We start from the raw sequence: 26,712 nt of genomic DNA, 5'->3' as shown, positions 1-26,712 counted from the left end.
CGAAGCGCCGTGTAGTGGTCATACATCAGTCTCGGCTCCCGGAACCAGAAGACGTCTGAGGTTCCGCCACCCGCACCGCTGAGCAGGTCGAGCGAGGTTCAGTAGTTCGACTCGTAGAGGTTGACGATCTCGTTGTGCAGCGCGTCGTCGGCCTTCACGGACGTGCGGTCGATGGCGCGGACCTGGGTCAGGCGGCGGAGGCTGGAGGCCAGCCAGACGCCGTCGGAATCGAAGAGCGCCGAGGTGGGGAAGTCCACCACCTCGGTCTCCCAGCCCGCCTGCTCGGCCGCGCGGAACAGCGCGCCCTGGGTGGTGCCCGCGAGGACGCCCGAGGCGGGTGGCGTGGTCAGCAGCTTGCGGCCCTGGGCCAGCACGACCGTCGAGGTCGGGCCCTCCAGCACGGTGCCCTCGCTGGCGGTGAAGATGACGTCGTCGGCACCGCGCGCCTCGGCCTCGCGGAGCGCGGCCATGTTCACCGCGTACGACAGCGTCTTGGCCGACAGCAGCAGCCACGGGGCCCTGTCCATGAGGTCCGGCGCGTAGCCGCGGTCCAGGGTCACGACCTCGACCCCGCTGTCGCGCTTGCGCTTGGTGTCGGGACCGACGTCCATGCCCATCGCGAACCCGTGCGGCGTGCCGTCCCCGCCGTCGATGCCCCGGGTGCAGACGAGCTTCAGGCCCATCTCCGGCTCGGAATCCCACGGCCAGGCGTCGATGACGGCCTGCCCGGCGCGCTCCCAGGCCGCGCGCTCGGGAAGCGGCATCTGCAGCAGCCGCGCGGACCTCTCCATGCGGTCGAGGTGCGGCCCGAGCTCGCGCGGCTTCCGGTCGACGACCAGGATCGTCTCGAAGCAGCCGTCACCTCGCATCACACCGAGGTCATCGGCCCGGAACAGCGGAGCTTCGGGATCGGCGAGGGTCCCGTCCAAAAGTGCCAGTACGCGCATGCCGGAAGGGTAGAGCGTCCAGATCCGGGAGTCGGCCCGGAGGTTACGATCGAGGTGGGTTTCCCCATCCGAGCGCGTCGAGCACGGGAGCGGGCATTGAGCGACCAGGGATCGCTGCGCAGCACTCTGCACCAACGGGGCATGCGCATGACGCCGCAGCGCCAGCTTGTGCTCGACGCCGTGCGCGAGCTGGGCCACGCCACGCCGGAGCAGGCCTGCAAGAAGGTGCAGGAGATCGCTCCGACGATCAACATCACCACCATCTACCGGGCGCTCGACCTGCTCGAACAGCTCGGGCTGGTGCGGCACACCCACCTCGGCCACGGTGCGCCGACCTACTCCGCCGAGGAGCACGAGCACGTCCACCTCGCGTGCCACCGCTGCGGCCGGATCGACGAGGTGGCCATCGAGACGATGGACGAGCTGGCCGACAAGCTGCGCGCCGAGCACGGCTTCGCCCTCGACGCGACGCACCTGGCGCTGTCCGGCACCTGCCGGGAATGCCAGGCCGCCGACATCGGCTGAACCCGGTGTCGCACGAGCACGACTCAAGGAGCGTTGAATGAGTTCACCCACGCTGGATCTGCCGGGCGCGGTGCCCGCGCCGGAGGACTCGGTGGACCGCGGCGTTCCCTGGCACTTCGGCGACCCGTTCGCCGAGCAGCGCTCGGCGGCGCGTTCGGCCGTCCTGGTGGACCGCTCGCACCGCGAGGTCATCGCGGTCCCGGGCGAGGAGCGGCTGAGCTGGTTGCACCTGGTGCTTTCGCAGCACCTCACCGAACTGCCCGAGGGGCAGGGCACCGAAGCGCTCGTGCTCGACACCCACGGCCGCGTGGACAGCCACGTGCTGGTCGCCCACCACGAGGGCGTGGTGTACCTGGACACCGACGCGCCCTCGGAGGTCACCAGCGCGCTGCCGACGATCGGCGTGAACGGCAGGCAGTCGCTGCCGGACTACCTGGAAGCGATGCGGTTCTGGTCGAAGGTCGAGCCGCGCGACGCCACCTCGGAGTTCGCGGTGCTGACCGCGATGGGCCCGGACGCCGGCGGCATCCTCGCCGGGTTCACCGAGGTCCCCTCCGACGCCTACGAGGTGCGCGGACTGCCGGGCGGCGGGTTCGTGCGCAACGTGCCGTTCCGCTCGCTGCAGACCTACGACCTGCTGGTTCCGCGCGAATCGCTGGTGGACTGGTGGCTGAAGCTCACCGACGCGGGCATCCGGCCGTCGGGCACGATGGCGTTCGAGGCGCTGCGCGTGGAGGCGCTGCGGCCCCGGGTCGGGATGGACACCGACGAGCGCGCGATCCCGCACGAGCTGGGCTGGATCCACCTCGCCGCGCACGTGGCCAAGGGCTGCTACCGCGGCCAGGAGACGGTCGCGAAGGTCCACAACGTCGGCAAGCCCCCGCGCCGGATGGTGCTGCTGCACCTGGACGGTTCGGTGGAGGTCTCGCCGGAGATCGGCGACCCGGTGTTCCACGGCGACCGCAAGGTCGGCCGGGTGGGCAGCGTCGTGCAGCACCACGAGCTCGGGCCGGTGGCGCTGGCGCTGCTCAAGCGCACCGCTCCGGTGGACGGTGAGCTGATGGCCGGTGATCCGGAGGAGGACCGCGCGGTGGCCGCGGCGGTCGACCCCGACTCGGTGCCGCCGGACAGCGGTGAGCCGCCCGGCCGGGTGGCCGCCGACCGGCTCCGCGGCCGGTGAGCGGTTAGTTTCGGTAACGGTCCTCAAGTTCTGCGCGCCAAGTGACGTCGGTGTTTGACAGGGCGGGTATGCCTTGAGGCATGCCGGTCGCCCGATCAGGGGTCGTTTCGAACACCGAGGAACGCTGATCGAACGCTCGGCGTCACACTGTTGTCGTAACGACATCACCCGAACTGTTGGCGAGCTCGACCGAATTGCCGGAGGATGGCCACGTGATCGAAGTCCGCCCGGGTGGACGGCGCCGTATCGACAGGGTCCTGTCCCCGGACTACACCAGTGGCATCGAACAACACGTGCTGGGTGATGTGCGCGCGTTGCGGGACGAGGCCGCCCAGGAGGAGACGGACCTGTCCTACCTGCGCCGGGTGCTGCACGCGCGCATCGACATCGTGCGCGCCGAGCAGCGCCGCCGGCGCGAGGACGGTTCGCGGTCCGTGGTCGAGCAGCTGGTGAACATCCTGTCCGACAACGCCGTCGGCCCGGCCACCGGTTCGGGCCGCTACCAGACCACCGAGCCCTCGCGGGCCGAGGCGCACCGCAGGCACGTGGAAGCGCTGGTCTCGGACGTGGACCTCTCCGACGTCATGTCGCTGTCCGATGAGAAACTGGACCGGGCGCTGAGCGCCTACACCGCCGAGGAGGACTCGGTCTCGCAGCGCCGCCGCGAGGTTCAGCAGGTCGTGGATCGACTCAACGCAGAGATCGCCCGCCGCTACCGGGAGGGCGCCGCGTCGGTGGATGACCTTCTGGCAGAGGAGCGAGACCGGCGTTGATCCCACCTGTTCCACTCGTCGAGATCGTCCGAAGTGGACTTCGGGAAGGTGTGCACCACGCTTCGGCGGTGGTGATCGACCCGGACGGTGCGCCCCTGATGACGCGGGGTGATGCGACCGCTCCGATGTACCCGCGCTCGTCGCTCAAGCCCGCGCAGGCGGCCGGGATGCTGCGCTGCGGGCTCGAACTCCCCTCCGCCGACCTGGCGCTCGCCGCCGCTTCGCACAGCGGCGAGCAGGACCACGTCGCCGGCGTCTCCGAGATGCTGGAGCGGTTCTCGCTCACCGAGGACGACCTGCGCTGCCCGCCGGACCTGCCGCTGGGCCAGGCCGCGCGCCGAGGAGTCTCGGAGGAGCGGCGGATCACCATGAACTGCTCCGGCAAACACGCCGCGATGCTCGCCACCTGCGTGATCAACGGCTGGTCCACCGCCGACTACCTGGACCCGAAGCACCCGCTGCAGGTCGCGATCGCCGACACCGTCGTGGACCTGGCCGGCGAGCCGCTGGCCAACACCGCGGTCGACGGCTGCGGTGCCCCGCTGTTCGCGATCTCGCTGACCGGGCTGGCCCGGGTGTTCCAGCGGCTGGTCAACACCCCTGTCGGGCAGGCGATGCACGAGCACCCGTGGCTGGTCTCGGGCACCGGCCGCGAGGACGTCCGGCTGATGAGCGCTGTCCCGGGGCTGATCAGCAAGATCGGCGCGGAAGGCGTCTTCGCCTTCGCCCTGCCGGACGGCCGCGCCGCGGCGATCAAGATCGCCGACGGCGGTGACCGCGCCCGGCTGCCGATCGCGGTCGGCATCCTGTCGTCCCTGGGCATCACGGGCCTGGACGACCTCGCCGAGGAGCCGGTCCACGGCGGGGGCCACCCCGTCGGCTCGGTCCGCCTCATCCCCCACTCCCTGGACTGACCACCCGCTGAGGATCAGGTCCCGGGACTTCGCGGAGTTCCGGGCCTTGATCTTCAGCGGCGTGCGCATCTTGTCGACCTTGAACGCTTCTCACCTGCACCGCACACGCGATATGCTCATATATCGGAACATACATCCCACATGTCGGGACGGTGAGCATGAGCGGGCAGGACACCTACACGCACGGGCACCACGAGAGCGTGCTGCGGTCGCACCGGTGGCGGACGGCTGAGAACTCGGCCGCCTACCTGCTCGGCGACCTCCGGCCCGGCGCCCAGGTGCTCGACGTCGGATGCGGTCCGGGAACGATCACCCTCGACTTCGCCGAACGGGTCGCGCCGGGCGAGGTGCTCGGCATCGACAACGTCGAAGCACCGCTGGCGATCTCGCGCGCCGCCGCGGCCGAGCGCGGAGTGGACAACGCCCGGTTCGAGGTCGCCGACGTCTACCGCCTGCCCCACGCCGACGACACCTTCGACGTCGTCCACGCCCACCAGGTCCTGCAGCACCTCACCGACCCGGTGGCCGCGCTCCGCGAGATGCGTCGCGTGTGCAAGCCCGGCGGGGTCGTCGCCGCCCGCGACGCCGACTACGGCGGCATGCGCTGGTCGCCCGATCAGCCGGGGATGGACCGCTGGCTGGAGCTCTACCGCGCGGTCGCCCGCAGCAACGACGCCTACCCCGACGGCGGCAAGTTCCTCAAGACCTGGGCCCTGCAGGCGGGTTTCAGCGATGTCGAGTGCACCGCCTCGGCCTGGTGCTTCGCCACGCCCGAGGAACGCGCCTGGTGGGGCGACCTCTGGGCGGACCGCATCCGCCAGTCCTCCTTCGCCGACCAGGCCATCACCCGCGGGCTGACCACCCGAGAAGAACTGGAATCCCTGGCCCAGGCCTGGCACGCCTGGCGTGACGCCGAGACCGGCTGGTTCGCCGTCCTCAACGGCGAGATCCGCTGCCACCCCTGACCCCGTCGCCCCCGCCGCGCGTACCCGATTTCAGTGGAAGTCCGAACCCGGATCTCCACTGAAATCGGGACGAGCACGCGCGCGGGGTGACCTCGGGAGCACTGGTCGAGCGGGGATCAGTTGTGGTGTTCGCGGGCGGCGAACTCGGACCAGAAGTCCCGGAGCTGCTCGTAGCGGGTGGCGACCTCTTCCGCGTCGTCGGCCTCCATGGCGTCGACGATGGCGTGGACGTCCTCGGCCGAGGTGTCGGCGTCGAGGTCCGACTGGCTCATCAGCTGGACGAGGCCGCCGTAGTCGAGCTCGACGGCGCTGTGCGGGTGGAAGCGCTCCAGCCAGCGCCCGGTCTCCTTGAGGATCCGGGTCGGACCGTCGTCGCCGATCGACTGCTTCGACACCGAGTGCGCGCGAGCCACCCGGCGGCGGGCGTCGGCCATCGCGACCCGCCAGCAGACGCGGCGGCGATCAGGTTCGCTGAACACGCAGCGCTCGGTCGGATCCACCACGACGAACCACGGCAGCGGAACGGTCCAGGTCGACGACAGCACGTGCACGGCGCCGCCGGAGAGCTCGCTGACCACCGCGCCGGCGCGGGTGCGGGCCTTGTCCACCGACTCCGGCAGAGCCGCCGTCCGCAACGGGATCTCCGCGTCGCCCAGGAACCCCACCAGGGCCGCCGCAGCGCGCCCGTGCACGTCCAGCGGGCACACCAGCGGTCCCGGGCCGACCGTGGCGGCCGGAGCGGTGGGCACGTCCTCGGGGTCCAGCACGAGGACACCGCCGACGCCTTGGACCTCGCCGTCGGCGTTCTCGCCCGGCAGCAACCTAGGAGGCGCGGCGAGCTGGCTGCGCAGCCACAGGTGCTGCTCCCACAGCCCCGCGTCGAACGGATCCACGGACCCGCGCTCCACCGCGGCGTCGACTTCCTCGCGCAGCGGTGATTCGAACGACGACAGGGGCTCGTAAACCCTCAGATAGGCGACGAACGGCTCTGGCACAGCGAGCATGGTGTCATGCCCCCGACGAGCCGGTTCGCGCGACTCACGGCCCTCCGCGAGCCGCGCCGATCCGTTGATCGAATCGGGCGAGGGCGACGTCACCCAAGACACGGCGGCCAACTCCTGGCACCACGTCGCGTTGAACCGCCTCGACACGGTACGGTAGTTACAGGAAAAGTTGTCGAGATCATGCGGGGCCGGCTTTCCCCTGTCCGCCCCGCACACCCTGTGCGAGGGGGTCGAGCCATGGGGCGCGGCCGGGCTAAGGCCAAGCAGACGAAGGTGGCCCGCGAGCTTAAGTACAGTTCCCCGTCCATGGACATAGAGGCGTTGCAGCGAGAGCTGTCGACCTCGGAGTCCGGCGAGTGGTCCAGCGAAGACCGCGATGACTCGCACGACGACGGGTACGACGACTACGACTACGGTCGACGTTGACGCACTCCTCCGGTGAGAACGGCGGTGTGAACGCTGTCCGTTCGACGGCGGAGTGCGTCGCTTAGCTCGCAGGACCCACAAGAGGAACAACGACGTGGATGGCGCCGCCGGTCACGACCGGCGGCGCCACTCACGTCTGAGAAACACCCGGAAACGGGACTGGACACAGCAGGACGCAGGGGCGGTGCGGGGATCAACTCCCGCACCGCCCCTCGTGCTGCGCGCGTGCGGACCCTCCAACGGGTGATCGTCACCATCCCGGGAATCCTCGGCGGGGTCCGCTCGTTGTACCGGGTGCCGGCGTCGTGCGCGTGCCCCCGGGCTCCAACTATCGCCTGCTGGGAATACCGTTCGGCTGGAGCCCATCAGTGCCACCCGCCGAGAGGCGGCCCGCACGACCCGGCGTCAACTTTGGGTACATCACCTTGCTCAGCGGTGCGGGTGGGGGAACCTGAGCGGCTCCGTGGACTCCGCGCGCCACTCCTCATGTATGCCACTACACATCGTCGCGGCGTGCTCGCCACGAAGCCGCTCAGAACCCCCGGCGGTGCAAGCTGCTCAGGTGGTGAAGGAGAAAGCACCTTCGGCGCTTGCCTGACGGGGGTTTTCTTTTGTGCGTATGCGAAAAGCCGCAGCTCCCTGGTGGGGCTGCGGCTTTTTCGCGTGGTGTCAGAAGCGGGGGTGGTTGCCTCGGAGGACGACTCGGTCGTCCTCTCCGGCGCCCTCGACCGCGGGCTGCTTGGCGACCTCGCCGAGGACCCAGGCGGGCACGTGGCGGGCGGTGAGCACGGCCAGGGCGCGGTCGACGTCCTCCGCCGTGACCACGGCGACCATGCCGATGCCCATGTTGAAGGTGCGCTCCATCTCCTCGGCCTCGACCCGGCCGCGCTGGGCGATCATCCGGAACACCGGCGCGGGCGTCCAGGTGCCGCGGTCCAGCGTCGCGGTCAGGCCCGGCGGGATGACCCGCGCCAGGTTCTCCGCGAGACCACCGCCGGTGACGTGCGCGAACGTCCGGACCTCCGCCTCGGCGGCCAGCGCCAGGCAGTCCTTGGCGTAGATCCGGGTCGGCTCCAGCATCTCCTCGCCGAGAGTGCGGCCGAACTCCTCCACGTGGCCTTCCAGCGGCATCCGCGCCAGCTCCAGCAGCACGTGCCGGGCCAGCGAGTAGCCGTTGGAGTGCAGACCGGACGAACCCATCGCGATGACCACGTCACCGGGGCGGACCTTGTCCGGCCCCAGCATCCCGTCGGCCTCCACGACGCCCACGCCGGTGGCGGAGATGTCGTACTCGCCGGGTGCCATCATCCCCGGGTGCTCGGCGGTCTCGCCGCCCAGCAGCGCGCAACCGGCCTGCACGCAGCCCTCGGAGATGCCCTTGACCAGGTCCGCGATCCGGTCCGGGACGACCTGGCCGACGGCGATGTAGTCCTGCAGGAACAGCGGCTCGGCACCGGCGACCACCAGGTCGTCGACGACCATGGCGACCAGGTCGATGCCGACCGTGTCGTGCTTGTCCACGGCCTGCGCCACGGCCAGCTTCGTGCCCACGCCATCGGTGGAGGACGCCAGCACCGGCTCCTTCCAGCGGTCGAGCTTGAGCTGGAACAGGCCCGCGAACCCACCGAGGGAACCGAGCACCTCCGGCCGGGTCGCGCGCTCCGCCCAGGGGCGGATCTTCTCCACCGCCTCGTCACCGGCCTCGATGCTCACTCCCGCCGCGGCGTAGGTGGCCTTCGGGGTTTCGGATTGGGCAGACCCTGCGATCAGGTCTTCGGACACGACTGGCTCCACATCTAGTGCGATTTGCGATTCGCCGGACGCGCAATCCTGGCACGGCCAACGCTACGCGGCGACGGTGAGGTCAAGGACGTTGCAGCGCGTCTTCCGCCCCGTAACCGCTGGGCAGCACGGGCTCGGCGGGTCCGGCCACGCCGCGCTCGTTGCCGAGTCCTTCCAGCAGGTACTTGCCGATCCGCGCGTCGTCCGGCAGCGGGATCGGGTACTCGCCGTCGAAGCACGCCGCGCACAACCGGTTGCGGGGCTGCTCGGTGGCGGCGATCAGGCCGTCGAGCGAGACGTAGCCGAGGCTGTCGGCGCCGATCGAGCGCCGCACCCCGTCGTCGTCGAGGCCGTTGGCGACCAGTTCAGCGCGGGAGGCGAAGTCGATGCCGTAGAAGCACGGCCACTTCACCGGCGGCGAGGCGATCCGCACGTGCACCTCGACGGCTCCGGCCTCGCGCAGCATCCGCACCAGCGCGCGCTGGGTGTTGCCGCGCACGATGGAGTCGTCGACCACGACCAGCCGCTTGCCGCGGATGACCTCGCGCAGCGGGTTGAGCTTGAGCCGGATGCCCAGCTGGCGGATCGTCTGCGAGGGCTGGATGAAGGTCCGGCCCACGTAGGAGTTCTTCACCAGGCCGTTGCCGTAGGGGATGCCGGACGCCTGGGCGTAGCCGACCGCGGCCGGGGTGCCCGACTCCGGGACCGGGATGACCAGGTCGGCGTCGACCGGGTGCTCCTTGGCCAGCTTGCGGCCGATCTCCACGCGGGTGCCGTGCACCGTGCGGCCGGAGATCGTGGTGTCCGGGCGCGCCAGGTAGACGTACTCGAACACGCAGCCCTTGGGCTTGGGGTTGGCGAAGGACTGCGAGCGCAGCCCGTCGGCGTCGATGGCCAGCAGCTCACCGGGCTCGACCTCGCGGACGAACGACGCGCCGACGATGTCCAGCGCGGCGGTCTCGCTGGCCACGACCCAGCCGCGTTCGAGGCGACCGAGCACCAGCGGGCGCACGCCCTGCGGGTCGCGGACCGCGTAGAGGGTGTCCTCGTCGCAGAAGACCATCGAGAACGCGCCCGAAACGGTCGGGAACAGCTCCATCGCGGCCTGCTCCAGTCCGATGTCCGCGGCCTTCGCCGCGAGCATGCCCGTGACCAGGTCGGAGTCGCTGGTGGCGCGTTCGCAGCCGTTGGCGGGCGACGACAGGTTGCCGCCGTCGACCTTGCCGAAGTCGCGCGCGCGTTCCAGCAGCTCGGCGGTGTTGACGAGGTTGCCGTTGTGGCCGAGAGCGAGGCCGCTGCCCGCACCGGTGGTGCGGAAGGTCGGCTGCGCGTTCTCCCACGAACCTCCACCGGTGGTGGAGTACCGGCAGTGCCCGACCGCGACGTGACCGTGCAGCGAAGCGAGCGTCTGCTCGGTGAACACCTGGCTGACCAAGCCCAGATCCTTGTAGACGACCACCTGAGAGCCGTCGCCGACGGCGATGCCGGCGGCTTCCTGGCCTCGGTGCTGGAGGGCGTAGAGCCCGTAGAACGAGAGCTTGGCGACTTCTTCGCCAGGGGCCCAGACGCCGAACACGCCGCATTCCTCGCGGGGGATGTCCCGCTCTAACGCGTCGGCGGAGGTGTCGAAGGTCGGAAAGGGCAGGTCCGTTGTCGTGCTGGCACTAGCCGGACGGTCGGTGACCACCGAGAACTCCCTGGATGACGGAGCCGGAGTTACACCTCAGTGTAAGGCGCGGGAAACCTGGGCGAACCCCACCCGAAGCGTGTCGGCCATCTCATCACAACACGTAGCAGGCCCGAAGCCCTCAGCCCTGCTCCACGCGCACGATCGGGAGCCACTGGGAGACGTCGGAGCGCGAGCCCGAAGCGGTCAGCAGGCCGCCTTCGACGGCCTCCGCCCAGGTCAGGCGCCCGGTCGCGAGCAGCAGCCAGGTGCGCGGATCGGTCTCGACGACGTTCGGCGGGGTGCCGCGGGTGTGCCTGGGCCCTTCGACGCACTGCACGGCCGCGAACGGCGGGACGCGCACCTCGACGCTGTTGCCGGGCGCGATCTGCTCCAGCGTCCGCAGGCTCAGCCGCACGGCCTTGGCCATCTCGGGCCTGGTCGGACGGCGTTCGGCGTCGTCGAGCCACTCGCGCACGGCGGTGACCGCCTCGCGCATCTCCCCGGGGTCCACCGCACCGCGCTTCGGCATGGCGCGGAGTCTAGTGCGGGGCGGTTCCGGCCCGAACTGACCGGGCAGAACAGAGATCGATCATGGACGGTTCGGGCCAGGATCGCCCGATCGTGCGCCTCGGTGCCGGTGCTCAGATGTGCAGAACCGGTGCCGAGACGCCTGATCGATTCACCCGCCAGATCGGTTCACAGCCAGCCGAGCTTGACCGCCTGCATACCGGCCTGGAACCGCGTCTCGACGCCGAGCCGCGAGATCAGCTCGCGCACCCTGCGGTGCGCGGTGCGAGCGCTGAAGCCCATCAGCCGGCCGATGGTGTCATCAGTGGCGCCCGAGGCCAGCAGCGACAGGATCCACCGCTCCTCCTCGGTGGGCCGCAGCTCGTTGCCGTCGAGGTCCTGGTTGGCCGTGAACGGCGCCGCGTAGCGCCACAGGTCCTCGAAGATGCGGGCGATCGCCGCCAGCATCGCCGAGCTGCGCACCACGACCGCGCTCTCCACCGAGGTCTCGGTGACGGTCAGCGGCAGCAGCGCGATCTCGTTGTCCACCATGATCAGCTTGGTGGGCGCCACGTGGATCACCCGCGCCTGCTCGCCCAGCGCGACGAGCTTGGTCGTGATGTCCAGCTGCGGCGGACGAGCGAGCGCGGAGCGGTCGTAGAGCACCTGGTAGCGCACGCCTTCGGCGAGCTTGCGCGATTCCAGCGAGTCCAGCGTGCCGGTCTGCGCGTAGGGCGGCTTGGCGACGCCCTGCACCAGGTGCGTGGCGCTGGCCTGCAGCTCGTAAGCAGCCCAGCCGACCCGCTTGGCCCCGTGCACGACCTGCAGCACTCCGCCGCTGCCCGCCTGCGCACGAGCCGCTCGGGTGACCGATGCGACCTGCGCCTGCACGGCCCGCTGGCTGAGCTGTTCCGGTGCGCCCGGCTCGGCGACCCCGGTCGGTGCCTTGGTCAGTTCCTCGGTGTATCCGGGTAACACGGCACATCCCTCCTCGATGTGCCCCGGCGACGCCCGCCTGCGATCAGGCACGGGCACCGCAATGGACACTGAGCTCCCCCTGTTGTTGGCAACGTATCCACCGGGAACAACCGCCGGAACCGACTTTCGCCGGACAAGATGGGCGACGAACGTGTTTACGCCCGATCAGCGGAGCCCCGATACCCCCGAAAGCAGCGCCTTCACGCAGCGCGGGCCCTCCCTGAAGCGCTCAGGAAGGGCCCGCGACGGCGCTCTATCGCGTCAGGCGATCACAGGTCGCCGATCTGCAGGAGGTCGGCGAGGGTGCCCTGCGGGGCTCCCTGGACGACACCCGCGGACGCCTGGCCCTGCAGGCCCTTGATGACGTCGGCCGGAGCGGTGCCCGGGTTGGCGCCCAGGAACAGCGCGCCGACGCCGGCCACGTGCGGGCTGGCCATCGAGGTGCCGCTCATCGCCTCGGTGCTGCCACCGGGAACGGTGGAGACGATGTCCACGCCGGGGGCGTAGCCCTCGACGGTGGCGCCGAAGTTGGTGAACTCGGCGGAGGTGTCGGTGTTGTCCGACGCGGCCGTGGTGAACACGCCCTCGGCGCTGGCCGGGGACACCTGCTCGGCGTCCTGCGACTCGTTGCCGGCGGCGACGGCGAGGAACACGCCGCTGTTGACCAGGTTGGTGGCCGCCTCGTCGAGGGCCGGGTCCTTCGGACCACCCAGCGACATGTTGGCGACGGAGTTCTCGTCGTGGTTCTGGGCGACCCAGTCGATGCCGCCGACGACGGACTCGGTGGTGCCCTGGCCCTGGTCGTCCAGGACGCGGACGCCGACGAGCTTGGCGGCCGGGGCGACACCGTAGGTGTTGGAGCCGATGGTGCCGGCGACGTGCGTGCCGTGGCCCTGCTTGTCGATGCCGTCGCCACCGGTGGCGTCGAAGCCGACCGAGGCGCGACCGCCGAAGTCGGGGTGGTCGGGCGCGATGCCGGTGTCGATGATGTAGGCGGTCACGCCCTCACCCTTGCCGGTGGGGGTGTAGCTGTCGTCCAGCGGCAGGGCCGGCTGGTCGATGCGGTCCAAGCCCCACGAGCCGACGGCCGCCGGCTTGACGTTGGGCTCGACCGCCATGCGGTAGCTCTGCGAGATGTTCTGGACCTTGTCGTTGGCCCGGACCTTCTCCAGCTGCTCGGGGTTGAGCTTGGCCGAGAAGCCGTTGATCGACTTGGTGTAGGTGTGCCGGGCCTGGACGCCCAGTTCCTCGGCGACGCCCTGCGGGGCGATGCCGTCCTTGAGGTTGACGATGTAGACGTCCGCTGTGTCCCTGGACTGAGCCTGCGGGTGCAGGGTCAGCGGGGCGAGTTCGTCCTGCGGCTGTGCGCCGGCGGGAGCTCCGGCGAACACGAGCGCCGCCGCGGCAACCCCTGCCCCGGTGCCGAAGAGCAGCTTCCTCATGCGTTCCCCTCCTTCAAACGGTTCCGCTCGGGTGGGGCCGAGCGGAGGTGTTTCAGAGCGGAACGTAACCAGCGAGTGCACTCGTATGGGCGACGTTGGCGATTTTGCGCCAAACAATCGGACGTTGGGGTTAACGCGTTCCCAATCGGACCAGACTTACCGGGAATGAGCAGCTGAAACCCTCGAAAGCGCAAGGGGCTGAACGGCCCGGCGATCGCCGGATTTCCCAGTTGTTACCCGCAAGTAGTGGTAACACTGCGTACTCAATATAACGGAGGGTGCGGACGCTCTAGCGGGTGGCGGCTACCCAGCGCCGCAACCGCAGCCGGACCTCCTCGACGTACTCGTCGGACTGCTCGGAATCGCCGTCGGCCGACTCCGGATCCACGCCGTAGGTCATCCCGTAGTAGCGGTACAGCGCCCGTTCGGTCGCCAGCGGCAGGTCGCCCTTGTCCAGATCGACCCGCGGCGCCTGGCGGACCGCCTCCTTGCCGACCGAGACGGTGACCGTGTCGCCGTCGAAAGCGGCGCCGTCGAGCGGCACGAAGCTCTCGTTCGTGCCGAACAGACCGGTTTGGACCGTGATCCACGCGGGTTGTTCGGTGTCGTCGTCGATGAACAGCTGTCCCACGATGCCGATGCGCTGCCCCGCCGGATCGAAGACCTCGCACCCGAACATGCGCAACGCTTCCCGCTGACCGATCATCGAGCACCCCTCCCCGCAAAGCCCGGGAACCAAGTCTCCCCCTTCGTCGCGCGGGGCGGCACCTCAAAACGGCGGACTGACCTCTTCGGACCACGCCGGGCGAAGAATGGGACCCTTCAACGGGAACGCTCGGCAGTCGCGGGGCGTGTTCTTGTCCAGCCGAGCTAACGGAGCCTCGAACCTCATGACCGAACCCACGCCGCCGATCACCGACGAGATGCGGGCGCACGCCAAGGAGAACCCGAACACCTGGCTGTACATCGCCGACCCGGGCTACGCCCAGGACGACGAGGGCGACATGCCGCCGGAGGGCGTCGTCGGTGCTTACCGGATCGATGAGAACGGCGTGATCGACGAGGAGTTCCAGTTCAACGAGCAGTACGTCCCCTCGGACCTGATGCTGCACCGGCCGGAGCCGAGCAACGACCTGGAGCGCGTGCTCGACGAGATCGCCGACGGCGAGCGCCCGGAGGACGACCTGCCGCAGGCCGTGCTGGACGGCGAGGTGATGCTCTACGCGCCGTCGGCCGACGACCGCAACGTCTACACCGCCGAGATGTCCGACGGCACCACGCTGGTCCCGGCCTGCACCTCGGCCTCGCGGGTTCCGGAGGACTGGCCGGGCTACCGCACGGTTCCCGGCTCCTGGCTGCCCGACGTCCTCGGCGGCTACGACCTCGGCCTGAACCTGCACGAAGCCGTCCAGGCCGTGATCCCCAACGGCGTCCTCATCCAGTTCGCCGAGGACCAGGGCGAATGAGGCGACCCGCCTCGCTTCGCGGTTCGGGCCGGGGAACCTGAGCAACCGGTTGCCCTCGAACCACGATCGACGGATGGCCGGTCGCTCGCGTCGAACCTAGGGTCGGCGGGGTGACCGGACCGGGACTGATCGAGGACTACGCGCTGCTGTCCGACCTGCGCACGGCCGCGCTCGTCGGCAAGGACGGTTCTCTCGACTGGTTGTGCCTGCCGCGCTTCGACGCGCCCGCCTGCTTCGCGCGGCTGCTCGGCGGTGAGGGCCGCTGGTCGATCGCCCCGACCGAGCCGGTGCGCGAAGTCCGCCGCCGGTACCGGGAGAACTCCTTGGTGCTGGAAACCGAGTTCCGCACCGACTCCGGCGTGCTGCAGCTGATCGACTTCATGCCGCCGCACGAGGTGAACCAGCACGACGAGCCGTGCGTGGTGCGGATCGTCGAGGGCGTGTCCGGCGAGGTCGGCTTCCAGCTCGACTGGGTGCTGCGCTTCGACTACGGCGATTCGGTGCCGTGGGTGCGGCGGGTCAACGAGACCGAGCCGGTGCTCGACGAGTACGTCCTGGGCATCGCCGGTCCGCACACCGTCGTGCTGCGCGGCGAGGAGCTGCCCACCCGGGTCGACGGCGAACGCGCCCACCGCCACACCGGGACGATCTCCGCCGGTCAGCGCATGTCCTGGGTGTTGCAGTGGTCGTCGGACCCCGACGAGCTGCCCGCGCCGATGGACCCGGAGCAGGAACTGCGGGAGTGCGAGGGGTTCTGGCGGGACTGGTCCGCCAAGATCGTCTACGACGGGCCCTACCCGAAGGCCGTGCGCCGCTCGCTGGCCACGCTCAAGGCGCTGATCTACGCGCCGACCGGGGGCATCGTCGCCGCCCCCACCACCTCGCTGCCGGAAGCCGTTCCCGGCAACCGCAATTGGGACTACCGCTACTGCTGGCTCCGCGACGCCACGCTGGTGCTGCTCGCCCTCGACGACCTCGGCTGCACCTCCGAAGCCGAGGCGTGGCGGCGCTGGCTGGTCCGCTCCGTCGCCGGTGACCCCGCCGACCTGCAGATCATGTACGGCGTCGGCGGCGAGCGACACCTGATCGAGTGGGAAGCGGACTGGCTGCGCGGGTACCGGGACTCCAGCCCCGTCCGGGTCGGCAACGCCGCCTACCGGCAGCGGCAGCTGGACGTCTACGGCGAGGTGATGGACGCGCTGCACCTGGCTCGCGAACGCGGGCTGGTGGAGAGCGAGGACTCGTGGGCGGTGCAGCGCGGCATGCTCGCCCACCTGGAGCGGATCTGGCGGGAACCCGATCGCGGGCTGTGGGAGGTGCGCGGGCCGGACCGGCACTTCACGCACTCGCAGGTGATGGTGTGGGTCGCCTTCGACCGCGCGGTGCGCGGAGCCGAGGAGGACGGGCTGCCGGGACCGGTCGAGCACTGGCGGGAGCTGCGCGACGAGGTTCGCGAGGAGGTGCTGCGGCGCGCGTGGAACCCCGAGATCCGCGCGTTCACCCAGTTCTACGGCGGAACCTCGCTGGACGCCTCGGTCCTGCTGCTGCCCGCGGTCGGCTTCCTCTCCGGCGACGACGAGCGGATGCGCAGCACCGTCGAGGCGATCCGGCGCGAGCTCCAGCACGGGGTGCTCGTCGACCGCTACACCACCACCGACGAGCCGAGCGAGGTCGACGGCCTGAGCGGGCGGGAGGGTTCGTTCCTGGCCTGCTCGTTCTGGATGGTCGACGCGATGGTCTACTGCGGTCGGCGCGACGAGGCGGAGCGGATGTTCGCCGAACTCGTCGAGATGGCCAACGACGTCGGCCTCTACTCCGAGGAGTTCGACGCCGAGAGCGGTTGCTTCACCGGCAACTTCCCGCAGGCGTTCAGCCACCTCGCGCTGGTCAACTCGGCGTCGGTCCTCTACGGCGGCCGCACTCGGGAGCAGAAGTCCCGCCGCAACGGGACGGCGGCACCCGCTCAGTCCAGGTGGGAGAAGATGTAGTCGGTGACCGTCTGGGGATCGCCCGGTTTGGCCCAGAGGTAGCCCTGCCCGGTCTCGCAGCCGATCTCGGCCATCCGTCGGGCCTGGGCCTGGGTCTCCACTCCCTCGGCGGTGACCGTGAGGCCGAGCGTGTGGGCGAGGTCGACGAGGGTGCCGACGATGCGGGCGTCGACCGGATCGGCGCGTTCGGCGTCGCGCAGGCCCTCCATGAACGAGCCGGCGATCTTGAGCTCGTGCACCGGGAGGTGCCGCAGGTAGGCGAGGTTGGAGTAGCCGGTGCCGAAGTCGTCGATGGCGATGCGCACGCCCATCCGCGACAGCGCGCGCAGCTTGTCCAGCGGCTCGTCGGCGGTGGACATGATCGTGCTCTCGGTCAGCTCCAGCTGGAGCCGGTGCGGCGCGAGTCCCGTGTCCTCCAGGATCTCGGCGACGTCGCGGACCAGGTTCGGGTCGCGCGACTGCCGGACCGCGAGGTTGACGCTGACGAACGGCGCCGAATCGCCGAACCGGTCCTGCCACCGCTTGGCCTGCTCGCACGCCTTGTGCAGCACCCACCGGCCGAGCGGGACGATCAGCCCGGTCTCCTCGGCGAGCCCGATGAACTTGTCCGGCCCCAGCCTGCCGAGGTCCGGATGCGCCCAGCGCACCAGCGCCTCTACCCCGACCACCGAGCTGTCCCGCAGCCCGATCAGCGGCTGGTAGTCCACGTAGAACTCGTCGCGCTCCAGGGCCGCGGGCATCGAGGCGGCCAGCCGCAGCCGGGCGACCTCGTTGGCGTTGCGCTCCGGGTCGAACTGCGCCCAGCGGCCCTTGCCGTCGGACTTCGCCCAGTACAGCGTCACGTCGGCGTCGCGCATCAGCTCGGCGGCGGTCTGCCCGTCGACGTTGCGCTCGACGATGCCGACGCTGGCCGAGACGGTCAGCTCGTGGCCGTCGATGCGGATCGGCTCGTCGATAGCCGACAGCACCTGCTCGGCGATCTCGACCGCCTGCTCGGTTCCGTTGGAGTTCTGCAGCAGGATGACGAACTCGTCCCCGCCCATCCGCGCGACCAGCCGGTCGTCGCCTTGCACCGCCGCGGCGAGCCGCTCGGCGACGGTCACCAGCAGTTCGTCGCCGACGTGGTGGCCGAGGCTGTCGTTGATGACCTTGAAGCCGTCGAGGTCCATGTAGCACAGCGCGATCCGGTCGTCGGGATCGTGGCGCTTGAGGATCGACTCCAGCCGGTCGAGGAACAGCGCCCGGTTCGGCAACGTCGTCAGCGGATCGTGCATCGCCTGGTAGCGGAGCCGTTCCTGCAGCTCGCGGCGGTCGGTGACGTCCTCGATCAGGGCGACCTGGTAGAGCGGTTTGCCGTCGTCGTCGCGGATCAGCGACACGAACAGCTCGGTCCACACCGTCTTGCCGCTGGGCCGGGAGAACTGCTTCTCCACGCGGAACTGCTCGCGCTCGCCGCGCATCAGCTCCTCGTAGAGCCGCCAGATCCGCTCCGAGTCGGCGGGGTGCACCATGTCCGGGACGTGCATCCGGCGGATGTCGTCGGCGGAGCGGCCCAGGATGCGCGCCAGCGACGCGTTGACCTCCAGGATCCGGCCCTCGATGTCGGCGATGCCGATGCCGATGGCGGCTTCGGAGAAGATCGCCCGGAAGCGGGCCTCGCTGGTGCGCAGGGCCAGCTCGACGGCGTCGCGCGCGTCGAGCACGGCCTGCCGGATGGCCTCCTGCTCGTCGAGCGTGCGCTTGCGCGCGGCCTGCACGAACCCGGAGCACAGCGCGGCCTGCAGCGCGGCGACGCGCTTGCGCCACACCGGGTCGTCGCCGAGCCGCAGCACGTCGAGCATCTCGTCACCGATGAGCTCGACGGTGCGCGCCAGCGACTCGGAGCTGGTGAAGTGCACACCGATCAGGTCGGCGCCCACCGCGCGGGCGGGCGAGGCGTCGAAGGGTTCACCGACCAGCGCGTCGACCAGGCGGTCGGTGTAGCCGTGCAGACGGCCTTCGACCTCGGCGCTGGTCATCGGCACGTAGCTGGTTCCCATCAGCGCCTGCGCCCAGACCGCGGCGAAGCGTCGTCGGTCCGTTCGGTTCACCTTGGCGGCCACCTCGTGAGCGCTGGGCACCGGCGCGGTCCAGCCAGTCATGCCTGGGCGCCCTCCACTCGTCGTCCTAGCCTGGGCCGTATCTCGTCGGAGCATACGACCGGTTGAGCCTGGCGGTCGAACATCATGTACGGCACCCGGAGCAGTCGCGACACCTGTGTCGGGCGGCCATCCGCGTGGCCGAGAGACAAATACCGCAACCGTCCGCGATCAGTTCATCGATGAACGGCGACGGAGTTCGAACCCCCCACTATTAGACGCTCAACCCACCCCTAGAGGTTGCGCTGGCAATTCTTCGCCAAAACCCCTGTTCGGGTGCCCCGCAGCTGTACGGATTGAGCCGATCCGGTCAAAAGCTAACACAACATCTTCAGCTTTCGGAAAGCGTTCGCCACACTTTCGGGGCACGATGCGTAGCCGCTCGACATGCTCCACGACTCCCCGTGAATGCGAGGCCACGATGACTGCACGCGGTCGCTCAGCCCTGGTCATGATGGTCGCACTGGCGTGCTCGGTGCTCACCGCCCCGGCTCAGGCGAGTCCCACCGACGAGGACAACGCGACGCTGGGATCGCAGATCCGCAAGTTCGAGCCCCTCGACCCGCTGCCGGAGCTGAACCTCGACCCGCTGGCAACCGTGCCGGGCATGGACGTCGCCAGCTACCAGGGCAACGTGGACTGGGCGTCCTGGTACGGGCAGGGCAAGCGGTTCGCCTACGTCAAGGCGACCGAGTCCCACAGCTACACCAACCCGTACTTCGCGCAGCAGTACAACGGGTCCTACGACGTCGGCATGATCCGGGGCGCCTACCACTTCGCGATCCCCAACGCCTCCAGCGGAGCCGCACAGGCGAACTACTTCGTCGACAACGGCGGCGGCTGGTCGGCCGACGGCCGGACGCTGCCCGGCGCGCTCGACGTGGAGTACAACCCGTACGGCCAGGTCTGCTACGACATGAGCGGCGACGCGCTCACCGCGTGGATCAAGGACTTCAGCGATACGTACCACGCGCGCACCGGCCGCTACCCGGTCATCTACACGAGCACGAACTGGTGGAACCAGTGCGTCTCCGGCACCTTCGGCACCACCAACCCGCTGTGGATCGCCCGCTACGCCGACAGCCCCGGCGAACTCCCCCGCGGCTGGCTGCTGTGGACCTTCTGGCAGCACACCTCGGACCCCCTCGACCAGAACACCTTCAACGGCCCCCTCTCCGGCCTCCAAGCCCTCGCCCACGGCTGACCCGGCCGCCGGAAACCGGATCACGACCGTTCTCAGGGGACGGATTACCGCCGTAATCAGGGAACGGAAAACTGGAGTAATCCGTCCCTCCCGGCGCGGAAGGGCACCGTGCCGGTGATCGTCTTCGTGGACAATCACCGGCATGGGTGAACGCAAGGTCGGGTTGGTTCTGACGATCTCGTTGGCGATCCTCGTGCTGTGCGGCGTGAGCGCCGGGCTGCTGGTGTTCGACCCGCGGATCACCGGGGCGGACGCCTTGCGGACCGGAGGGCTCGCGGCCGGATCGGTGGTCGCGCTGTACGCGCTGTGGCTCAACGATCGGCGGCGGCGCATCGAGGAGCAGCGGCAGAGCCTGGAGAGCCGCCGCACCGAACTGGACCGCGACCGCGTCGCCGACGAGCGCTTCGCCCGCGCGGTCGAGCTGCTGGGGCACGAGACCGACCAGGTCAGGGTGGGCGCGCTGCACGCGCTGGCCGGCCTGGCTCGCAGCAACCGCGACTACACCCAGACCGTCCTCGACGTGCTCTGCTCCTACCTGCGACGCCCCTTCCAGCACCCGCGCTACTCGTCGTCGCAGCGCTGGACGCCTGAGGAGTCCGACGACGCCGAGCGCCAGCTGCAGGTGCGGCTGACCGCGCAGCGCCTGATCACCGAGCTGCTGCCCGGTGCGGACGACGCCGACGAACCCGCCTTCGACCTCGATCTGACCGGGGCGACGCTGGAGTACTTCGAGCTCTCCGACCGCAAGGTCGGCACCGTCCTGCTGCGCTACGCGCACCTGTTCAGCAGCAACAACCTCAGCCGCAGCGTCTTCCACGGCGACGTCTACTTCACCGGCAGCGCCTTCGGCACCGGCAGGCTCAGCGGCAGGTTCCGCTGCGACGACGCGGTGTTCCACCGCCGCGCCTGGTTCAGCGGCGTGCACTTCGGCGGGCCGATGCGCTGCCGGCGCAGCACGTTCCACGGGCCCGTGAAGTTCTCCGACAGCACCTTCGCCGACGAGGTGACGCTGGCCGGTTCGACGTTCGAAGGGCGGTCGGACTTCGACGGCGTCGTCTTCGAGCAGACCCCGGACCTGACCGGAACGACAGGAGCCCCGACCATCGCGGTCGGGGCTCCTGAGTGAGCGGACTCAGCCGAACAGCTTCGGCAGGGTTCCTTCCCACGCCTCGCGGAGCTCCGGCAGCGGGATCTCGGTGACGTCCTGGATGTCCAGGGAGTTCGAGCCCGCGTCGGCGACGCCGACCTTGGCCCACGGCAGGCCGCGGGCGGTGCACATGTCGGTGAAGCGCAGCTCCTCGGAACGCGGGACCGCGACGAGGACGCGACCGGCCGACTCGGAGAACAGCTGGACGAACGGGTCCGCGCCCTCCGGCAGCACCACGCGGGCACCGCACTCGCCGACCAGCGCCGTCTCGACCAGCGCCTGCGCCAGACCGCCCTCGGAGAGGTCGTGCGCGGCGGAGATCATGCCGTCGCGGGAACCCGCGAGCAGGATCTCGGCCAGCAGCTTCTCGCGGGCCAGGTCGACCTTCGGCGGCGTGCCGCCGAGGTGGTCGTGCGCCACGCGGGCCCACTCCGAACCGCCGAACTCCTCGCGCGTCTCGCCGAGCAGGATCAGCGTCTCGCCCTCCTCGCCACCGATGCCGGTGGGGATGCGGCGGGTGACGTCGTCGATCGTGCCGAGCACGCCGACGACCGGAGTCGGCAGGATCGCCTGCTGACCGGTCTGGTTGTAGAAGCTGACGTTGCCGCCGGTGACCGGGATGCCCAGCTCGGCGCAGGCGTCGGCCAGGCCGCGCACCGCCTGCTGGAACTGCCACATCACGCCCGGGTCCTCCGGCGAACCGAAGTTCAGGCAGTTGGTGACGGCCATCGGCGTGGCACCGGTGGTGGCCACGTTGCGGTACGCCTCGGCCAGCGCCAGCTGCGCGCCCGTGTACGGGTCGAGCCGGGTGTAGCGGGCGTTGCAGTCGGTGGCGATCGCGATGCCGCGACCGGTCTCCTCGTCGATGCGCAGCACGCCGCCGTCGGACGGCTGGGCCAGCACGGTGTTGCCCCGCACGTAGCGGTCGTACTGGTCGGTGACCCACGCGCGCGAGCACAGGTTCGGCGAGGCGGCCATCGTCAGGATGGTCTCCCGCAGCTCGTCCGGAGTGGACGGACGGGCCAGGGTGTTGGCGTTGTCGGCGGCGATGAGGTCCTGCTCGCCCGGCCGCTCGACGGGACGCTGGTAGACCGGGCCGTGGTGGGCCACGGTCCGCGGCGGCACGTCGACGACGAGCTCGTCCTGCCAGTAAATCTCGAGGTTCTCGCCGTCGGTGACCTCACCGATGACGTTGGCCGTGACGTCCCACTTCTGGCAGACCTTCATGAACTCGTCCACCTTGGACGGATCCACGACGGCGCACATGCGCTCCTGGGACTCGCTGGAGAGGATCTCCGCGGCGTTCATGCCGGCGGCGCGCAGCGGGACCTGGTCCAGGTCGACGCGCATGCCGCCGTCACCGGCCGCGGCCAGCTCGGAGGTCGCGCAGGACAGCCCGGCGCCGCCGAGGTCCTGGATGCCCACGATCAGGCCGGAGTGGTACAGGTCCAGGCAGCACTCGATGAGCACCTTCTCGGCGAACGGGTCGCCGACCTGCACGCTGGGCAGCTTCTTGCGGCCGCCCCCGCTCTCGTCGCCGTCGAAGGTCTCCGAGGCCAGCACGGACACGCCGCCGATGCCGTCGAGGCCGGTGCGCGCGCCGAACAGGATGATCTTGTTGCCCTTGCCGGAGGCGTGCGCGAGGTGCAGGTCCTCGGTCTTCATCACGCCGACGCACATGGCGTTGACCAGCGGGTTCCCGGCGTAGGACTCGTCGAAGACGACCTCGCCGCCGATGTTGGGCAGACCCAGGCAGTTCCCGTAGCCGCCGACTCCGGCGACGATGCCCGGCAGGACGCGCTTGGTGTCCGGGGCGTCGGCGGGGCCGAAGCGCAGCGGGTCGGCGACGGCGACCGGGCGGGCGCCCATCGCCATGATGTCGCGGACGATGCCGCCCACACCCGTGGCCGCGCCCTGGTAGGGCTCGACGTAGGACGGGTGGTTGTGGCTCTCCAGCTTGAAGGTGACCGCCCAGCCGTCGCCGATGTCGACCACACCGGCGTTCTCGCCGATGCCGGCGAGCATCTTGGCGCGCATCTCGTCGGTGGTGGTCTCGCCGAAGTACTTGAGGTGGACCTTCGAGGACTTGTAGGAGCAGTGCTCGCTCCACATCACCGAGTACATCGCCAGCTCGGCCTCGGTGGGACGGCGGCCGAGGATCTCGCGGATCCGCTGGTACTCGTCGTCCTTCAGGCCCAGCTCGCGGAACGGCTGGTCGACGTCCGGAGAGGTCTTCGCCCGGTCGACGGAGTCGATGTGGCCGGGTCCACCGGCCGTGTCGATCGTGTCGGTCACGCTGCCACCAAAGAATCCAGAACGGACAGGAACATGCCGAGGCCGTCGTCGGTGGGCCCGGTCAGCGGGTCGATCGCGTGCTCGGGGTGCGGCATCATGCCCGCGATCCGCCCGCGCGCGTCGGTGATGCCCGCGATGTCGCGCCGCGACCCGTTCGGGTTCTCACCGGCGTAGCGGAACAGCACGCGACCTTCGCCTTCGAGCTGGTCGAGCACGGCCTCGTCGGCCACGTAGTTGCCCTCGCCGTGCTTGATCGGGACGAGCAGCTCGGCGCCGGCGTCGTAGCGCGTGGTCCAGGCGCTGGAGTTGTTCTCCACCTTCAGCCACTGGTCGCGGCACACGTAGTGCAGGCCCGCGTTGCGGGTCAGCACGCCGGGCAGCAGCCCGGACTCGCACAAGATCTGGAAGCCGTTGCACACGCCCAGCACCGGCATTCCCTTGCCCGCGGCGATGATGACCTCGGTCATCACCGGCGCGAACTTGGCGATCGCGCCGCAGCGCAGGTAGTCGCCGTAGGAGAAGCCACCGGGCACGACCACGGCGTCGACGCCCTTGAGGTCGTGGTCGGCGTGCCAGAGGGCGACGGCCTCGCCACCGGCGCGGCGGACCGCCCGCGCGGCGTCGACGTCGTCCAGCGTGCCGGGGAAGGTGATGATGCCGATCTTCACTAGTCCGCCTCTCCGCGATTCACACTGGTGGTTGCGTCCAGCCGAATCTCGCGTCCCGCGGTTTCTTGTGGCCGGCTCGCGTCACGTTCCCCTGAGGTGCGGTTGACCAGGGCTGAAGTTGGCCACATGCTGATCATGCTTCCGCCCGGCGCACGACGAAGTCCTCGATGACGGGGTTGGCCAGCAACGTTTCAGCGATGTTGGCGAGCGTGGCGTCGTCGACGTCGTCGGCGACCTCCAGCTCGAACCGCTTTCCCTGGCGGACTTCGGTGATGCCGTCGAACCCGAGACGGGGCAGCGCGTTGGCCACCGCCTGTCCCTGCGGGTCGAGGATCTCCTGCTTCGGCATGACGTCGACAACGACTCGGGCCACGGGTGCTGCTCCCGGTTTCCGTGCAGATCCGCCGGTACCGGCGGATGGCCAGCAGTACGTGCGCAGCGTAACTGAGCTGGGCGTTCACCCCTCCGAGCAGGGGTCTGACGTGCGTCGCAGCTCACCCATCGACTGTGTCCCGCATCACGAAAACCGGTAGTTGTCTGAACCTGTTCGCGGGTTGGACGTCTTCAGGACATCAACGACATCGCTCGCACTGAGGGGATTTCACGATGCGCAGCTTGAAGACCGCGCTCGCCGGGGCCGCACTCGCCGGCCTCGCGCTGACCGCCGCCGCGCCCATCGCCACCGCCGTTCCAGCCACCCCCGGCACCGCGCCGGCCGCGGTCACCGCACAGGGCGGACTGACCGTCGACCACACCGTGGTGCGCCCGGGTGAGCAGCTGAAGATCCACCTCGACCACGGGTCGGAGGCGCTGAGCTGGATCTCCTCCGGTTCGTTCGTCCGCGACTCCGAGCACCCGATGGGCGCTGACGAGGGCGTCGCCCACGTGGTCCGCGACTCCGGCGGCAGCGCCGACGCGGTCGCCACCATCGGCGACGTCCCGCCGGGCCAGTACGTCGTGCACGCGCGCGTGGGTGGCGGCTCCGTTCCGGGCGTCACCATCACCGTCCGGTGACAGGAGGCGAGGACCGGCGGGGCTCGGGGGTCCGCCGGTCTTCGCCCTCGCGCGGGTGGTGGCAGAGTGGGGCGCGGATTTCGCCCGCCGCTGAGGAGGACTCGCGTGCACATCACCCACTTCGGACATGCGTGCGTGCTGCTGGAGACCGGTTCGGCCAGGCTGCTGCTCGACCCGGGCTCGTTCTCGACCGACTTCGAGGACCTGCGCGACCTCGACGCCGTGCTGATCACCCACCAGCACCCCGACCACCTCGACTTCGACCGGCTCCCGGGACTGCTGGCCGCCAACCCGGACGCCCGGCTGGTCGTCGACCCGGGCAGCGCTCCCGCCGTCGCCGAGAAGGGGCTCACCGCCACCACGGCTCGACCCGGCGACGCCCTTGAGCTGGGCGGATCCTCGATCGACATCGTCGGTGGGCAGCACGCCGTGATCCACCCGGACATCCCGAACATCGACAACATCGGCTACCTCGTCGACGACGGCGCCTTCTACCACCCCGGCGACGCGTTCCACGTCCCCGAGCAGCGGGTCGACGTGCTGGGCCTGCCGACCGGCGCGCCCTGGCTCAAGCTCTCCGAGGCCGTGGACTTCCTCCGCGCCGTCGCGCCGCGCGCCGCCGTTCCGATCCACGAAGCGGTCCTGGCGATGCCCGCGATGCACTACCGCAGGTTCGAAGAGCTCAGCCCCTCGGAGACCACCGTCGACGTGCTGCCCCGGGCCTCGGCGACGGAGGTCTAGGCCCGGTCACCAGGCCTCGTGCGGGATTCGCGGCTTCGGGATCCGGTCCAGCTCCGAGCGGACCGTGGCGAACGACGCGTAGGTGACCGGCTCGGCGCCGTGGTGCAGCGCCAGGTCCACCGCGTCCAGGATCGCGTGCCGCACCGCCGGTTTCGCCAGCGTCTGCGCCTCCAGCGCGAGGCGGACGGCGCGTCCCCGGCGAGCCGCGCGACCGGCGCCCAGCACCAGCGCCCGGCACCACCACGGCTCCGCGACCTCGCCCGGGCCCAGGATCCGGATGCGGGACCGCAGCACGCTGCCGGTGCTGAGGTCGCGCACGCCCATGGCGTCCGCGCACACCGCGAAGCCGCGCCGCTGCGCGGCCAGGACCGTGCCCGGCGAGGCCAGCCAGCGCGGCGGGATGAACGTGTGCGTGCGCAGCCCGGCCTGCTCCAGCACCGCCGAAGCCGCCACCAGCCGCAAACCCGCTTCGTGCGCGGGGAGCCGCGCCGCGGGTGCGAGCCGCGAGCGCAGACCGGGTGAGGTGCGGGCGAAGCCGTGCAGGCTCACCGTGTCCCGGTGCTGGAGCCGATCGGCCACCCAGCCGAGCAGCGGCGACCTGCGGTCGCGGGAGTCGAGATCGGTCGGGCTCGGAGAGATCAACAAGGACAGCGGGACGTTCCGGCGGTCCAGCTCCGCGGCGAAATCCGCGCAGCTGTCCAGCGACCGGTGCTCCAGCCCCGACAACGACACCACGAGCGGCGTGCTCACAAACACCCATTCGGCCTGGCGCGGGTGACCGTTACCTGAAAGCCAGGTGTCCCCCCGGCGCAAATCCGGCGAACCTCCACCCCGCAACCATCAAACGCGCAGGCCAGGTCCACCCCGCGACACGCCGCCCAATCCCGCTACCGGGTGAAGCATTCGAATTTCGCGCGAAATTCGACCCCGAACTTCCGG

The 26,712-nt window shown here is 70.2% G+C and carries 25 protein-coding genes; 12 read left to right on the top strand and 13 right to left on the bottom strand.

Annotated features, from left to right (window positions below; translation table 11 throughout):
* Positions 1 to 98: 98 nt before the first annotated feature.
* Positions 99 to 947, bottom strand: a complete 849-nt coding sequence (locus KBO27_RS01505) for an aminodeoxychorismate lyase (protein ID WP_210968191.1) — start codon at positions 945 to 947, stop codon at positions 99 to 101.
* Positions 948 to 1,043: 96 nt separating this feature from the next.
* On the opposite strand from KBO27_RS01505, the gene KBO27_RS01500 reads away from it, so the two are divergent.
* The 5 genes from KBO27_RS01500 (at position 1,044) to KBO27_RS01480 (ending at position 5,304) form a co-directional block, all read left to right on the top strand.
* Entirely contained in the window at positions 1,044 to 1,472 is a 429-nt protein-coding gene (locus tag KBO27_RS01500; RefSeq protein ID WP_246536093.1) for a Fur family transcriptional regulator, read from the top strand.
* 37 nt (positions 1,473 to 1,509) lie between these two features.
* Positions 1,510 to 2,652: a CAF17-like 4Fe-4S cluster assembly/insertion protein YgfZ gene (gene ygfZ / locus KBO27_RS01495; protein ID WP_210968190.1), complete on the top strand. Its 1,143-nt coding sequence runs from the start codon at positions 1,510 to 1,512 to the stop codon at positions 2,650 to 2,652.
* A gap of 212 nt (positions 2,653 to 2,864) precedes the next feature.
* On the top strand, positions 2,865 to 3,425 hold the full coding sequence (locus KBO27_RS01490; protein ID WP_132671944.1) for an RsiG family protein: 561 nt from the start codon (positions 2,865 to 2,867) through the stop codon (positions 3,423 to 3,425).
* Entirely contained in the window at positions 3,422 to 4,339 is a 918-nt protein-coding gene (locus KBO27_RS01485; RefSeq protein WP_210968189.1) for an asparaginase, read from the top strand. Before KBO27_RS01490 ends, KBO27_RS01485 begins: the two co-directional genes overlap by 4 nt.
* A gap of 158 nt (positions 4,340 to 4,497) precedes the next feature.
* Positions 4,498 to 5,304 carry a methyltransferase domain-containing protein gene (locus KBO27_RS01480; RefSeq protein ID WP_210968188.1) on the top strand — a complete coding sequence of 269 codons (807 nt, stop codon included), beginning with the start codon at positions 4,498 to 4,500 and terminating at the stop codon, positions 5,302 to 5,304.
* 116 nt (positions 5,305 to 5,420) lie between these two features.
* Here the strand turns inward: KBO27_RS01480 and KBO27_RS01475 are convergent, their stop codons facing one another.
* Complete coding sequence (locus tag KBO27_RS01475; RefSeq protein ID WP_210968187.1) at positions 5,421 to 6,299, bottom strand: DUF8083 family protein; 879 nt, start codon at positions 6,297 to 6,299, stop codon at positions 5,421 to 5,423.
* A 246-nt stretch (positions 6,300 to 6,545) separates the two neighbouring features.
* Here KBO27_RS01475 and KBO27_RS01470 point away from each other — a divergent pair, with 246 nt between their 5' ends.
* On the top strand, positions 6,546 to 6,734 hold the full coding sequence (locus KBO27_RS01470; RefSeq protein ID WP_093419982.1) for a DUF3073 domain-containing protein: 189 nt from the start codon (positions 6,546 to 6,548) through the stop codon (positions 6,732 to 6,734).
* A 669-nt stretch (positions 6,735 to 7,403) separates the two neighbouring features.
* On the opposite strand, the gene purM is transcribed toward KBO27_RS01470, so the two are convergent.
* From purM to KBO27_RS01440, 6 genes are all read right to left on the bottom strand, one after another.
* On the bottom strand, positions 7,404 to 8,516 hold the full coding sequence (purM, locus tag KBO27_RS01465; protein WP_210968186.1) for a phosphoribosylformylglycinamidine cyclo-ligase: 1,113 nt from the start codon (positions 8,514 to 8,516) through the stop codon (positions 7,404 to 7,406).
* Positions 8,517 to 8,598: 82 nt separating this feature from the next.
* Positions 8,599 to 10,161 carry an amidophosphoribosyltransferase gene (gene purF, locus KBO27_RS01460; RefSeq protein ID WP_132680614.1) on the bottom strand — a complete coding sequence of 521 codons (1,563 nt, stop codon included), beginning with the start codon at positions 10,159 to 10,161 and terminating at the stop codon, positions 8,599 to 8,601.
* Between the two features lie 163 nt (positions 10,162 to 10,324).
* Positions 10,325 to 10,714 carry a sterol carrier family protein gene (locus KBO27_RS01455; protein ID WP_210968185.1) on the bottom strand — a complete coding sequence of 130 codons (390 nt, stop codon included), beginning with the start codon at positions 10,712 to 10,714 and terminating at the stop codon, positions 10,325 to 10,327.
* A gap of 167 nt (positions 10,715 to 10,881) precedes the next feature.
* Positions 10,882 to 11,670 carry a helix-turn-helix domain-containing protein gene (locus KBO27_RS01450; RefSeq protein WP_132671950.1) on the bottom strand — a complete coding sequence of 263 codons (789 nt, stop codon included), beginning with the start codon at positions 11,668 to 11,670 and terminating at the stop codon, positions 10,882 to 10,884.
* Between the two features lie 269 nt (positions 11,671 to 11,939).
* On the bottom strand, positions 11,940 to 13,112 hold the full coding sequence (locus tag KBO27_RS01445) for a S8 family peptidase (RefSeq protein WP_210968184.1): 1,173 nt from the start codon (positions 13,110 to 13,112) through the stop codon (positions 11,940 to 11,942).
* 289 nt (positions 13,113 to 13,401) lie between these two features.
* Positions 13,402 to 13,818 carry a PRC-barrel domain-containing protein gene (locus KBO27_RS01440; protein ID WP_210968183.1) on the bottom strand — a complete coding sequence of 139 codons (417 nt, stop codon included), beginning with the start codon at positions 13,816 to 13,818 and terminating at the stop codon, positions 13,402 to 13,404.
* Positions 13,819 to 14,002: 184 nt separating this feature from the next.
* Here KBO27_RS01440 and KBO27_RS01435 point away from each other — a divergent pair, with 184 nt between their 5' ends.
* Both KBO27_RS01435 and KBO27_RS01430 read left to right on the top strand, forming a co-directional pair.
* On the top strand, positions 14,003 to 14,578 hold the full coding sequence (locus tag KBO27_RS01435; protein ID WP_210968182.1) for a type VII secretion system-associated protein: 576 nt from the start codon (positions 14,003 to 14,005) through the stop codon (positions 14,576 to 14,578).
* Between the two features lie 110 nt (positions 14,579 to 14,688).
* The gene (locus KBO27_RS01430) at positions 14,689 to 16,566 is read left to right on the top strand and encodes a glycoside hydrolase family 15 protein (RefSeq protein ID WP_210968181.1); all 1,878 of its coding nucleotides are present in this window, start codon (positions 14,689 to 14,691) and stop codon (positions 16,564 to 16,566) included.
* Here the strand turns inward: KBO27_RS01430 and KBO27_RS01425 are convergent.
* Positions 16,542 to 18,707, bottom strand: a complete 2,166-nt coding sequence (locus KBO27_RS01425; RefSeq protein ID WP_210968180.1) for a putative bifunctional diguanylate cyclase/phosphodiesterase — start codon at positions 18,705 to 18,707, stop codon at positions 16,542 to 16,544. The genes KBO27_RS01430 and KBO27_RS01425 overlap by 25 nt on opposite strands.
* Before the next feature lie 418 nt (positions 18,708 to 19,125).
* Between KBO27_RS01425 and KBO27_RS01420 the strand changes: the two genes are divergently transcribed.
* Both KBO27_RS01420 and KBO27_RS01415 read left to right on the top strand, forming a co-directional pair.
* Complete coding sequence (locus tag KBO27_RS01420; protein ID WP_372448808.1) at positions 19,126 to 19,908, top strand: lysozyme; 783 nt, start codon at positions 19,126 to 19,128, stop codon at positions 19,906 to 19,908.
* Positions 19,909 to 20,050: 142 nt separating this feature from the next.
* Complete coding sequence (locus tag KBO27_RS01415) at positions 20,051 to 21,034, top strand: pentapeptide repeat-containing protein (protein WP_210968178.1); 984 nt, start codon at positions 20,051 to 20,053, stop codon at positions 21,032 to 21,034.
* A gap of 6 nt (positions 21,035 to 21,040) precedes the next feature.
* Here KBO27_RS01415 and purL read toward each other — a convergent pair whose 3' ends face one another.
* The 3 genes from purL to purS form a co-directional block, all read right to left on the bottom strand.
* Positions 21,041 to 23,311, bottom strand: coding sequence for a phosphoribosylformylglycinamidine synthase subunit PurL (purL, locus tag KBO27_RS01410; protein WP_210968607.1), 2,271 nt, complete (start codon positions 23,309 to 23,311; stop codon positions 21,041 to 21,043).
* A gap of 35 nt (positions 23,312 to 23,346) precedes the next feature.
* Complete coding sequence (purQ, locus tag KBO27_RS01405; protein ID WP_210968177.1) at positions 23,347 to 24,018, bottom strand: phosphoribosylformylglycinamidine synthase subunit PurQ; 672 nt, start codon at positions 24,016 to 24,018, stop codon at positions 23,347 to 23,349.
* Between the two features lie 133 nt (positions 24,019 to 24,151).
* Positions 24,152 to 24,391, bottom strand: coding sequence for a phosphoribosylformylglycinamidine synthase subunit PurS (gene purS, locus KBO27_RS01400; RefSeq protein WP_132680445.1), 240 nt, complete (start codon positions 24,389 to 24,391; stop codon positions 24,152 to 24,154).
* Between the two features lie 233 nt (positions 24,392 to 24,624).
* Here purS and KBO27_RS01395 point away from each other — a divergent pair, with 233 nt between their 5' ends.
* Positions 24,625 to 25,032 (top strand): hypothetical protein, encoded by a 408-nt coding sequence (locus KBO27_RS01395; protein WP_210968176.1) that lies wholly within the window; start codon positions 24,625 to 24,627, stop codon positions 25,030 to 25,032.
* A 105-nt stretch (positions 25,033 to 25,137) separates the two neighbouring features.
* Positions 25,138 to 25,773: an MBL fold metallo-hydrolase gene (locus KBO27_RS01390; protein WP_132671960.1), complete on the top strand. Its 636-nt coding sequence runs from the start codon at positions 25,138 to 25,140 to the stop codon at positions 25,771 to 25,773.
* Between the two features lie 6 nt (positions 25,774 to 25,779).
* On the opposite strand, the gene KBO27_RS01385 is transcribed toward KBO27_RS01390, so the two are convergent.
* The gene (locus KBO27_RS01385; protein ID WP_210968175.1) at positions 25,780 to 26,523 is read right to left on the bottom strand and encodes a DUF2334 domain-containing protein; all 744 of its coding nucleotides are present in this window, start codon (positions 26,521 to 26,523) and stop codon (positions 25,780 to 25,782) included.
* Positions 26,524 to 26,712 lie beyond the last annotated feature (189 nt).

This window comes from Saccharopolyspora endophytica (assembly GCF_018070075.1).
Taxonomy (GTDB): domain Bacteria; phylum Actinomycetota; class Actinomycetes; order Mycobacteriales; family Pseudonocardiaceae; genus Saccharopolyspora; species Saccharopolyspora endophytica.
This window is presented reverse-complemented; position numbering and strand designations above follow the sequence as displayed.

Excerpts from the sequence above, each read along its gene's own strand:
- KBO27_RS01505 (WP_210968191.1), bottom strand. The coding sequence starts at position 947 with ATGCGCGTACTGGCACTTTTGGACGGGACCCTCGCCGATCCCGAAGCT.
- ygfZ (WP_210968190.1), top strand. The coding sequence starts at position 1,510 with ATGAGTTCACCCACGCTGGATCTGCCGGGCGCGGTGCCCGCGCCGGAG.
- KBO27_RS01480 (WP_210968188.1), top strand. The coding sequence starts at position 4,498 with ATGAGCGGGCAGGACACCTACACGCACGGGCACCACGAGAGCGTGCTG.
- KBO27_RS01470 (WP_093419982.1), top strand. The coding sequence starts at position 6,546 with ATGGGGCGCGGCCGGGCTAAGGCCAAGCAGACGAAGGTGGCCCGCGAG.
- KBO27_RS01455 (WP_210968185.1), bottom strand. The coding sequence starts at position 10,714 with ATGCCGAAGCGCGGTGCGGTGGACCCCGGGGAGATGCGCGAGGCGGTC.
- KBO27_RS01445 (WP_210968184.1), bottom strand. The coding sequence starts at position 13,112 with ATGAGGAAGCTGCTCTTCGGCACCGGGGCAGGGGTTGCCGCGGCGGCG.
- KBO27_RS01440 (WP_210968183.1), bottom strand. The coding sequence starts at position 13,818 with ATGATCGGTCAGCGGGAAGCGTTGCGCATGTTCGGGTGCGAGGTCTTC.
- KBO27_RS01435 (WP_210968182.1), top strand. The coding sequence starts at position 14,003 with ATGACCGAACCCACGCCGCCGATCACCGACGAGATGCGGGCGCACGCC.
- KBO27_RS01425 (WP_210968180.1), bottom strand. The coding sequence starts at position 18,707 with ATGACTGGCTGGACCGCGCCGGTGCCCAGCGCTCACGAGGTGGCCGCC.
- KBO27_RS01420 (WP_372448808.1), top strand. The coding sequence starts at position 19,126 with ATGACTGCACGCGGTCGCTCAGCCCTGGTCATGATGGTCGCACTGGCG.
- KBO27_RS01415 (WP_210968178.1), top strand. The coding sequence starts at position 20,051 with ATGGGTGAACGCAAGGTCGGGTTGGTTCTGACGATCTCGTTGGCGATC.
- KBO27_RS01395 (WP_210968176.1), top strand. The coding sequence starts at position 24,625 with ATGCGCAGCTTGAAGACCGCGCTCGCCGGGGCCGCACTCGCCGGCCTC.